Annotated in this window: 10 protein-coding genes; 8 read left to right on the top strand and 2 right to left on the bottom strand. The window is 60.0% G+C overall.

Going from position 1 to position 8,734, the window contains the following annotated elements:
• Window positions 1-511, top strand: a 511-nt coding sequence (locus ACUTJJ_RS23915; protein WP_445543655.1) for a zinc-binding dehydrogenase, incomplete at its 5' end; no start/stop codon positions are given.
• Window positions 512-762: 251 nt separating this feature from the next.
• Window positions 763-909: a hypothetical protein gene (locus tag ACUTJJ_RS23910; RefSeq protein WP_445543654.1), complete on the top strand. Its 147-nt coding sequence runs from the start codon at window positions 763-765 to the stop codon at window positions 907-909.
• A 477-nt stretch (window positions 910-1,386) separates the two neighbouring features.
• Here ACUTJJ_RS23910 and ACUTJJ_RS23905 read toward each other — a convergent pair whose 3' ends face one another.
• Both ACUTJJ_RS23905 and ACUTJJ_RS23900 read right to left on the bottom strand, forming a co-directional pair.
• The gene (locus tag ACUTJJ_RS23905; RefSeq protein WP_445543653.1) at window positions 1,387-2,013 is read right to left on the bottom strand and encodes a GDSL-type esterase/lipase family protein; all 627 of its coding nucleotides are present in this window, start codon (window positions 2,011-2,013) and stop codon (window positions 1,387-1,389) included.
• Window positions 2,014-2,080: 67 nt separating this feature from the next.
• Window positions 2,081-2,992 (bottom strand): 2-dehydro-3-deoxygalactonokinase, encoded by a 912-nt coding sequence (locus ACUTJJ_RS23900; RefSeq protein WP_445543652.1) that lies wholly within the window; start codon window positions 2,990-2,992, stop codon window positions 2,081-2,083.
• A gap of 115 nt (window positions 2,993-3,107) precedes the next feature.
• On the opposite strand from ACUTJJ_RS23900, the gene ACUTJJ_RS23895 reads away from it, so the two are divergent.
• The 6 genes from ACUTJJ_RS23895 to ACUTJJ_RS23870 form a co-directional block, all read left to right on the top strand.
• Entirely contained in the window at window positions 3,108-4,016 is a 909-nt protein-coding gene (locus tag ACUTJJ_RS23895) for a dihydrodipicolinate synthase family protein (protein ID WP_445543651.1), read from the top strand.
• Window positions 4,013-5,179: a mandelate racemase/muconate lactonizing enzyme family protein gene (locus tag ACUTJJ_RS23890; RefSeq protein WP_445543650.1), complete on the top strand. Its 1,167-nt coding sequence runs from the start codon at window positions 4,013-4,015 to the stop codon at window positions 5,177-5,179. Before ACUTJJ_RS23895 ends, ACUTJJ_RS23890 begins: the two co-directional genes overlap by 4 nt.
• Window positions 5,180-5,203: 24 nt before the next feature.
• Complete coding sequence (locus ACUTJJ_RS23885; protein ID WP_445543649.1) at window positions 5,204-6,475, top strand: ABC transporter substrate-binding protein; 1,272 nt, start codon at window positions 5,204-5,206, stop codon at window positions 6,473-6,475.
• 70 nt (window positions 6,476-6,545) lie between these two features.
• Window positions 6,546-7,472, top strand: a complete 927-nt coding sequence (locus ACUTJJ_RS23880; protein ID WP_063948138.1) for a carbohydrate ABC transporter permease — start codon at window positions 6,546-6,548, stop codon at window positions 7,470-7,472.
• 10 nt (window positions 7,473-7,482) lie between these two features.
• Entirely contained in the window at window positions 7,483-8,313 is an 831-nt protein-coding gene (locus ACUTJJ_RS23875; protein ID WP_142172418.1) for a carbohydrate ABC transporter permease, read from the top strand.
• A 2-nt stretch (window positions 8,314-8,315) separates the two neighbouring features.
• Window positions 8,316-8,734, top strand: a 419-nt coding sequence (locus tag ACUTJJ_RS23870) for an ABC transporter ATP-binding protein (RefSeq protein ID WP_445543648.1), incomplete at its 3' end; no start/stop codon positions are given.

Genomic DNA, 8,734 nt, shown 5'->3' with positions numbered 1-8,734 from the left:
CGCGATCGGCCTTGCCGTCGCCTTCTGGGCGCGACGGCAAGGCGCGCGAAAGGTCGTGTTGGCGGATCTTTCGGATTTGCAGGCGCAGCGGGCCATGGCTCTCGGAGCAACCGGTTTCGTCGTCTCGCACGACGACATCGCCGTCCAGGCAGCGGCGGCCTGCGACGGACGGCCCGATATCGTGTTCGAATGCGTGGGGCGGCCGGGCATGATCGATCACTGCATTTCACTGGTGCGGCCGCGCGGCAAGATCGTGGTCCTGGGGCTCTGCACGGCTGTCGACCACATGGACTCCTTCCGGGCGATCTCGAAGGAAGTGACGATCGTCATGTCGGTGTTTTTCAACATGCACGAATTCGCAACCGCGATCGATGCCCTCGATTCCGGACGCTTTACGCCGCAGAACCTGATTTCCGATGTCGTGGGCCTCGGCGACATGCCTATGGCATTCGAGGCGCTGCGAAAGCGAACGACGCAATGCAAGGTGTTGATCGATCCATTCGGCGAATGAGCTTATAGAGGTGGCTCAGGAAATCTGTACAGCTACAATAAGTGGAGTTTCTACCTGAGATCGGCTTAGATGCCGGGAACAGGAGGTGCCATGACGTAAGGACCGCGCCGGAACATAGTACGGCTTTCAAGGCGAAGGTGGCGTTTGCACGGCTTAACAGGCGAAATGCTGGTGAAGCTGCCGGGCACGTAAGTCGGCGGCATCCGAATAAGGTCATGTATGTAGGTCGGCCGTTCTGGGGTCTTGGGCGAATGCAGCCAGACCATGGCATTGGCATCGACTTGCAGGACGCAAGGGAAAAGACTGCGACCGGCGGCCTCACCAATATGCTGACGTCCAGCCTATCAGTTTGGCGCATCGGCTGGGGTACGAATACCGATCCCGCATCAAACCCTTGACGCAGAAATGGTTCAGGACCCCGGAGCGGGGCAAGGCGAAAACTTGGCTCGCGTTTGGTCGGAATGAACGCGACGACCCCGTTGGACAAGGGTTGAAACGGCTTTTCTCAAGCCCCAAGGGTAAGCATCCGGCCAAGCTTGCGATTGCCCATAAGTAGCTGACTCGTTAACGAAAAGCTCTCGCTAAAATCTTGAATCGAGAGAATTACTTGTGATTCTGTGCCGAGCACCTGACTCTTTTTAGGCGGTGCTTTCTGCCGGTTCGAGACGACGTCGATGGCGTCTTAGACGCCGAGTTCGGGCGGAATGCGCTAATCGGAGGCATCATGTTGAGCAGGCGGCGGTGCAGCCAAGCAGCTGTCGCGAGTCGAGGCGCCGCGGCTAGTGGCCGCTACACCAAATACCTTCCGGCGAAGGCGAGCCGATCAAAGCACAATAAGTTCGGTACCCTTAGAGAGGCAACTGTAGTGCCTTTTCTCAGTTCAACAGACCCGACGCGTTTCTAAACGCTTCCGACCAGACCGCGTAGCCTGCTGCGTTGAGGTGGACCAGATCGGGTAGGTAAAAACGGAACATCGGCAGGCCATTCTCACCAAGGAGGCCGGCGTTTGGATCACACCATGTCGTGCGGTCGCGGCTCTCGCACCAGTCGCGCGCCAGCTGATTGAAAAGATCGAATTCGTGTCGATAAATCCAGCGCGCCGGACTGGGCTTGATGGCTAGGACAAACACCTCCGCCTGCGGGAGGGTGCGAGAGATGCCGTCCCGTAAATCCTGCAGGTGCCGAAGCGTGGTCCCGGCCTTGAGGCCGTCGCTGGCAATGTCGTTCTCGCCGAAATAAAGCACCACCTTGGCGGGCCTCAAGGGAACCAGCAACTGATGCAGATAATGGCTGGCGGAGAGATAGGTGCCGCCGCCAAATCCGAGATTGACGATATCCAGCGAGCCGAGATCTTCGGTCACCGAGTTCCAGATCCGAAATGAAGATGACCCATAAAAGGCGATCGGATTGGTTGGAACGCCGATGCGCTGAAGGCGGGCAAGGACGGCAAGGACATCGTTTTCGTGACGGCTGGTGCCGATATTGACCGGAAAGTCGTACATGATTGGTCCTGAAAAATTCTGTTGGAAGCAGGATGCCGTCATTTAGGCACCCCGCGATCGGCAAGGGTCACGAAAGGGCGTGCTGCAGCACAGTCAGGGCGCCTTTTGTAAGGGCGTCATCCGCTCCCACGGATGTCTTGAGACCGAACACCTCTGCGGCAACCAGATAGAGATCGTTCAGGCCGTCATTGCCGACGATAGCGGCTTCGTCTCCCTCCGCATACCATCCGGCCTCGCGGGCCTGCCGAAACTCCTGCCCGATGACCAGTCCGCGCACAAAGGAGCGCAACTGATCCGGTGAAAGCCGGCCGGCAAGCCCGCCGGTTCGCGCTGAAAACATGAGCGACAGCATGGCAGCGGATCGTTTTGCGTCTTTCAGACCCCAGAGATAGGCCTCTGGATCATCGATCGGCGGCTGCGTGGAGCCACGCGCGATGAAGGAATGATTGATGAGCAGGTTGAAGATTTCACCGGTCACGAATGTCTGAAAACCGTCGATCCGCCGCGCCTTCACCCGCGCCCATTTGCTATGGGTTCCGGGGATGATGAGGGTAGCGTCTTCACAAAGGCCGTGGCCGACGATCTGGGTTTCTTCACCGCGCATCACGTCTGGAAAGGGCTGGCGGGCGGGATCGTTGAGACCCGGCAGGAAGACGAGGTCGGAGCCGTTCGGCAGCGACCTGCGCACCGTGCCGGCGGCAAGTTCCGCCGGGCCTGCCGGGCACGGCACATAAGCGACTTCGACCCAGCCGTTGCGGCTGGTGATCATGCCGAGCGCGGCGACAGGCAGGGGCCCGTGGCGTGAAAACCAGGGTGCGAGTGCCGCCATCAGCGCCGCCTCATGCTCACCCTTGTCAAGGCTCGAAATACCGTCGGCGGTTTCAAGATGATCGAGCTCTTCGCCGTCTTCGCCAACGAGCGCCGCCCTCAGCGATGTCGTTCCCCAATCGACGATAATCGAGTTCGCCGCTGCTGCCATGTCTTGAACCTCCTCGTTCATTTCATCTTGGGGCTTGTCATAAGTCGCAAGTCTATGTAGTGTCAATTAGTGAATTCAAGGTATCAAAATATGATACTAGATCAGGAGGAAAATAATGATGGCTGGCCTCAAGGGGATTCTGCCTGTTTTGCCCACGCCTTTTCTGGCGGATGGCGGCATTGACGAAACGGGTATGAAGCGGCTGGTGGTCTTTGCGCTCGACAAGGGCGTGGATGGTGTCGTGTTTCCCGGTTTCGCCAGCGAAGTTGAGACTTTGAATGCCGCCGAACGCGCGACGTTGCTGAAGATCGTCGTCGATGCGGTGGCAGGTCGGGTGCCGGTTGTGGCGGGTGCCAGCGCTGCCGACTGGCGTGAGGTGGTCGAGCATGGGCGGGCGGCATCGGCGCTTGGCATTCGCCACCTGATGGTGCAGCCGCCGAAATCGGTCGGCACGGATGCGACAGCGCTGATCGAATTCCTCGGCAGGATCGTCGAGGCGCTGCCCGAAGTCGAAATCATCCTGCAGAACGCGCCTGCGCCGCGCGGCTCCGATCTTTCGCCGCAGGCGATCGTGGAAATCGTGCGGGCGTTGCCGCAGGTGGCCTATGTCAAGGAAGAAACGCTTCCGGCCGGCCCGGCCATCAGCCACCTCATCGCCCATGCGCCTTCGACGCTGAAGGGCGTCATCGGTGGCGGCGGTGCGCGTTACATTCTCGACGAATATGCCCGAGGCGCTACGGCGGCCATGCCAGCGCTGGAGATCGCCGAGGAACATGTGGCCATCGACCGGGCGCTTGTTGGCGGGCGGCAGGAGGAGGCTCGCCGGATTTATGTCCGCACATTGCCGCTTCTGGTGTTGCAGGCGGTCTATCGCATGCGACTGACCAAATATGTGCTCGCCCGCCGCGGCGTGATCGAAGGTATCGGCGTGCGTGCGCCGACACCCGAGCTTGATGCGGCGGCCATTGCCGATATCGATGCCAATCTGGTCGAGCTTGGCCTTGTTGCCGTGGAGGCCGCATGAACAGCCCCATCGCAACCGTCGAGGTCTTCACGCTGACCCAGCCGCGCAAGGTTCCCTATCTCGGTGCGCTGAGGGAAGGGGAGGTGGTCAATCCCAACGGCTACATCGTGCGCAAGGGCAATCGAACGGTCTACCCCACCTTCGACCGCAGCGTGCTAGTGCGCATGACGACTGAGGCGGGCACCGTCGGCTGGGGTGAGACCTATGGTATTGTCGCCCCCGGCGCGGTTGCCGCCCTCATCAACGATCTTCTCGCCGGTTTCGTGATCGGCCGGGATGCGTCCGATCCCTCGGCTGTTTACGACGACCTTTACGACATGATGCGGGTGCGCGGTTATACCGGCGGCTTTTACGTCGATGCGCTTGCCGCGCTCGATATTGCGCTCTGGGACATTGCCGGGCAGGAAGCCGGAAAATCCATCCGCGACCTTCTTGGCGGCGGTGTTGACAGCTTTTCGGCCTATGTTTCGGGCCTGCCTGAAAAGACATTGAAGGCGCGCGGGGAACTGGCGAAATATTGGCAGGATCGCGGTTTTGATGCTTTCAAATTCGCGACGCCGGTGGCTGATGATGGCCCGGCGGCGGAAATCGCCAATCTCCGGCATGTCCTCGGCCCGCAGGCAAAAATCGCCGCTGACATGCACTGGAACCAGACGCCGGAGCGGGCGCTGGAACTCATAGCCGAGATGACGCCGTTCGACCCGTGGTTCGCCGAAGCGCCGGTCTGGACGGAAGACATCGCAGGGCTGGAAAAGGTTTCGAAGGGAACAGAGGTCCCGATTGCCGTCGGCGAGGAATGGCGCACCCATTGGGACATGCGCGCCCGCATCGAACGCTGCCGCATCGCGATCGTGCAGCCGGAAATGGGGCATAAGGGCATCACCAATTTCATCCGCATCGGCGCGCTCGCGGCCGAGCACGGCATTGACGTGATCCCGCACGCAACAGTCGGTGCAGGTATCTTCCTTGCTGCGAGCCTGCAGGCGTCATCGACATTGCCGACCCTGAAGGGGCACGAGTTCCAGCACTCGATTTTCGAACCCAACCGCCGCCTGCTCGCCGGCGATATGGATTGCCGCGAAGGCAGATATTACCTGCCCTCCGGACCGGGACTTGGCGTCAAGCCGTCGGAGGCGGCGCTCGCCCTTATTGAACGTATCTGAACTGGTTTTCTGGAGGAGGAACCCATGACCAAAAGAATAAAAAAGCTGGCGCTCGGCACAGCGACCGCGATGTTGATGACCGTAGGCGGATTTGGTCCCGCCATGGCCGATACCGTTTTGAAATTCATTTCCTGGCAGACGGACGATGCTGGCACGGGCGAATGGTGGCGTTCTGCCATTGCCGCCTTCGAGAAACAGCATCCGGGCGTGAAAATCGAATTCACCAAGGCCGAGCGCAGTTCCTATGCCGACACGATGACGACGCTTTTTGCGGCCAACCAGCCGCCGCAGATCGTGCATCTGGCGTCCTTCGAATTTCAGATGTTTGCCGATAGTGGCTGGCTCGAGCCTCTCGACCCGTGGCTGAAGAAAGACGGCATCGACATGACGGGCTGGGCCGGCCAGCAGAAATGCGAATGGAATGGCGAAACCGTCTGTATCATGACCAACTACTTCGGTTTCGTGATGGCCTACAACAAGAAGATTTTGGAAGAGGCGGGCGTCGCAGTTCCGAAGAGCTATGATGAGTTTCTGGCCGCTGCGAAAGCCACGACTAAGGATCTGAACGGCGACGGCATTATCGATCAGTTCGGCACCGGCCATGAAACGAAGGGTGGTCCGGGGCAATATCTGACGGAGATGCTGAACTACATCCTCGACGCCGGCGCCTACTGGACCGACAGGGACGGCAATATCACCATCGACACGCCGCAGATGGTGGAGGGTCTTTCACGCTGGAAAACCGTGATGAAGAGCGGCATCAGCCCGGTCGACATGAGCGCCAGCGACGTGCGCAAGCTCTTTGCCGATGGCAAGATGGCGATGCGGCTCGATGGGCCCTGGCTTTACGGTACGACCGAAAAGGGTTCGGCCAAGGCTGACATCGTCTACGCCGCGCCACCGCTTCATCCGCCGCTCGGCGGATCTTCCAACGTGCTGGCGATGCCAGCCGATATTCCCGACGACCAGAAGGCCCTTGTCTGGGATTTCATCAAGCTGACGATGTCACCGGAATTCCAGCGCAGCTATGCCACCCTCGGCGGCAACACCCCGCCAAGCCCGAAGGCCGACGTCTCGGGCGTTGAAAAGACCATCCCGCATTTTCCGGTGCTGATTGAGACGATGAAGGCCGCGTCGGAAGCCGGTATCGACCGCATTCCGACCGGACTTGAGCTTTTCTACAACGAGTTCAGCAAGATGGTGATGGAAGAAAGCCAGCGAATGATCATTCAGGATCTCGATCCGGCGGAGGTGGCCAAAACCATGCAGGCCAAGGCCGAAGCCATCAAGGGTTGATCCCGTCGTTTCTCCATGGCCCGCTTGAAAGGGCCATGGCCATCATCCGCATCCGGCAGGAGGACCATCCATGACCGAACCCGTTCGGGCTGGGCGTCGCAAGTTTTTCGATCTGGCACGTCCCAGCCGGCAACATCTTCTCGGCTATATTCTGATCGCGCCCGCGGTCCTGATGGTTGCCGCCATCATCGTCTGGCCGCTCGTTTTGGCCATCGACCTGTCGTTCCAGCAGGTCAAGATACCAAGGCTCGGCGGTGCCAGCCGGCCGTTTTCGTTGGCCAATTATAATTGGTTGTTTTCGTCGCCGGAATTCTGGCTGGCCTGCTGGGTGACGCTGAAACTGGTCATCGTCGTGACCGCCGGCAGTGTTGCTGTTGGCCTCAGCACGGCGCTTCTGGCCAATAACCGTTTCAAGGGCCGCACCGTCGCGCGGTTGGGAATGGCGCTCCCTTGGGCGGTGCCGGAAATCATTGCGGTCGTCATCTTTGCATGGATGTTCGACACCTCCTTCGGCCTGTTCGGCTGGCTGGCGATAAAGCTCGGTTTCACCGACCAGATGATCCCCTGGGTCAGCAGTTCGACAGCCGCCTTCTGGGCCGTTGCCATCACCATGGTCTGGAAGGGCTTTCCCTTCGTGTCGATCATGTGTCTGGCTGGCCTGCAGTCCATCCCCGCCGATTATTATGCGGCGGCCAAGGTGGATGGCGCCAGTGTGTGGCAGCGATTCCGCTGGATCACCATGCCGCTTTTGATGCCGGTGCTGGGCGTGACGCTGGTGCTGACGCTGCTATGGGTATTCCGCGACTTTTCGATCATCAAGGTCCTGACCGGCGGCGGGCCGCTGCGGTCGACCCAGACGCTGTCGATCATGACCTACGACCAGGCCTTCCAGTACCACAATTTCGGCCGTGCCGCCGCCGTCGGCGTGCTGACGCTGGTGATCTGCATCGTCGCGAGCCTTCTGATGCTCGGCCGGCGTTCGAAATCGATCTATTGAGGAGGCTTTGATGAAACGCACATTTTTACAGAGCCTTGCCCTCTACGCGACTGTGATCTTCACGCTGGTGATGATCCTCTTCCCGGTCTACTGGCTTCTGGTCACGGCGCTCTCCACCACCGATGAACTGTACCGCCTGCCGCCGACCTTCTGGCCGGATGATGCGCAATGGGACATTTTCGCCAGGGTCTGGGCGGCAAAACCGATCCTGCTGTGGCTGTGGAACTCGATGCTGGCGGCCATCGGCTCGGTGGCGCTGTCTATGCTCGTCTCCGTCAGCGCCGGTTATGCGCTGTCGCGCTACTCCATGCGGGGCGGCGCGACCATGGGTCTCTTCGTCCTGACGGCGAAGATGTTGCCCGCGACGCTGCTGGTCATTCCGCTGTTTTCGATTTTTTCCAGCTTCGGCCTGATCGGCAGCCTGTGGACGCTGGTTCTGGCGCATTCGACCATGATCATTCCTTTCGCCACATGGATGCTGAAAGGTTATTTCGACACTATTCCGAAGGAGTTGGAACAGGCCGCCATGGTCGACGGCTGCTCGCCGATCGGTGCGATGGTGCGCGTCGTGCTTCCGATCGCCACGCCCGGTCTTGCGGCCACCGCACTTTATGCCTTTGTGCTCAGCTGGGCAGACTATGCCTATGCGCGCACCTTCCTCGTCAACTCGCCGGACAACTGGACGGCCAATCTCGGCATCACCACGATGCAGGGCGAATATGTCACCTACTGGAACGACATTTCCGCCGCATCGGTGTTCATCGCGCTGCCGATCATCGCAATCTACCTGTTCCTTGAACGTTATTTGGTCGGCGGCCTCACCGCTGGCGCGGAGAAATAAGCATGGCCAATATTTCCATTCGCAACGTCAGCAAGTCCTATGGCGCGCTCAACGTTCTCAGGCCCTTTTCGCTCGAGATCGAGAATGGCGAGTTCGTGGTGCTTGTCGGGCCTTCCGGCTGCGGCAAGTCGACGATGCTGAAAATCCTCGCCGGTCTCGAACCGGCAAGCGAAGGGCAGATTTTCATCGGCGACAACGAAGTGACGGACCTTGCGCCGGGTGACCGCGACATCGCAATGGTGTTTCAGAACTATGCGCTTTATCCGCACCTGACCGTTCGCCAGAATATCGGCTTCGGCCTCAAGATGCGCGGCACGGACAAGGCCGAGATCGACCGCCGCGTCGACGACGCGGCGCGCATTCTGGAGGTGACGCCCTATCTCGATCGCAAGCCAAAGGACCTGTCGGGCGGGCAGCGCCA

The sequence above is a fragment of the Agrobacterium sp. DKPNP3 genome (assembly GCF_052686535.1).
This window is presented reverse-complemented; position numbering and strand designations above follow the sequence as displayed.

Bases quoted from the DNA above. Each gene is read 5' to 3' on its own strand.
- ACUTJJ_RS23875 (WP_142172418.1), top strand. From the start codon at position 7,483: ATGAAACGCACATTTTTACAGAGCCTTGCCCTCTACGCGACTGTGATC.
- ACUTJJ_RS23895 (WP_445543651.1), top strand. From the start codon at position 3,108: ATGATGGCTGGCCTCAAGGGGATTCTGCCTGTTTTGCCCACGCCTTTT.
- ACUTJJ_RS23880 (WP_063948138.1), top strand. From the start codon at position 6,546: ATGACCGAACCCGTTCGGGCTGGGCGTCGCAAGTTTTTCGATCTGGCA.
- ACUTJJ_RS23890 (WP_445543650.1), top strand. From the start codon at position 4,013: ATGAACAGCCCCATCGCAACCGTCGAGGTCTTCACGCTGACCCAGCCG.
- ACUTJJ_RS23905 (WP_445543653.1), bottom strand. From the start codon at position 2,013: ATGTACGACTTTCCGGTCAATATCGGCACCAGCCGTCACGAAAACGAT.
- ACUTJJ_RS23900 (WP_445543652.1), bottom strand. From the start codon at position 2,992: ATGGCAGCAGCGGCGAACTCGATTATCGTCGATTGGGGAACGACATCG.
- ACUTJJ_RS23885 (WP_445543649.1), top strand. From the start codon at position 5,204: ATGACCAAAAGAATAAAAAAGCTGGCGCTCGGCACAGCGACCGCGATG.
- ACUTJJ_RS23910 (WP_445543654.1), top strand. From the start codon at position 763: ATGCAGCCAGACCATGGCATTGGCATCGACTTGCAGGACGCAAGGGAA.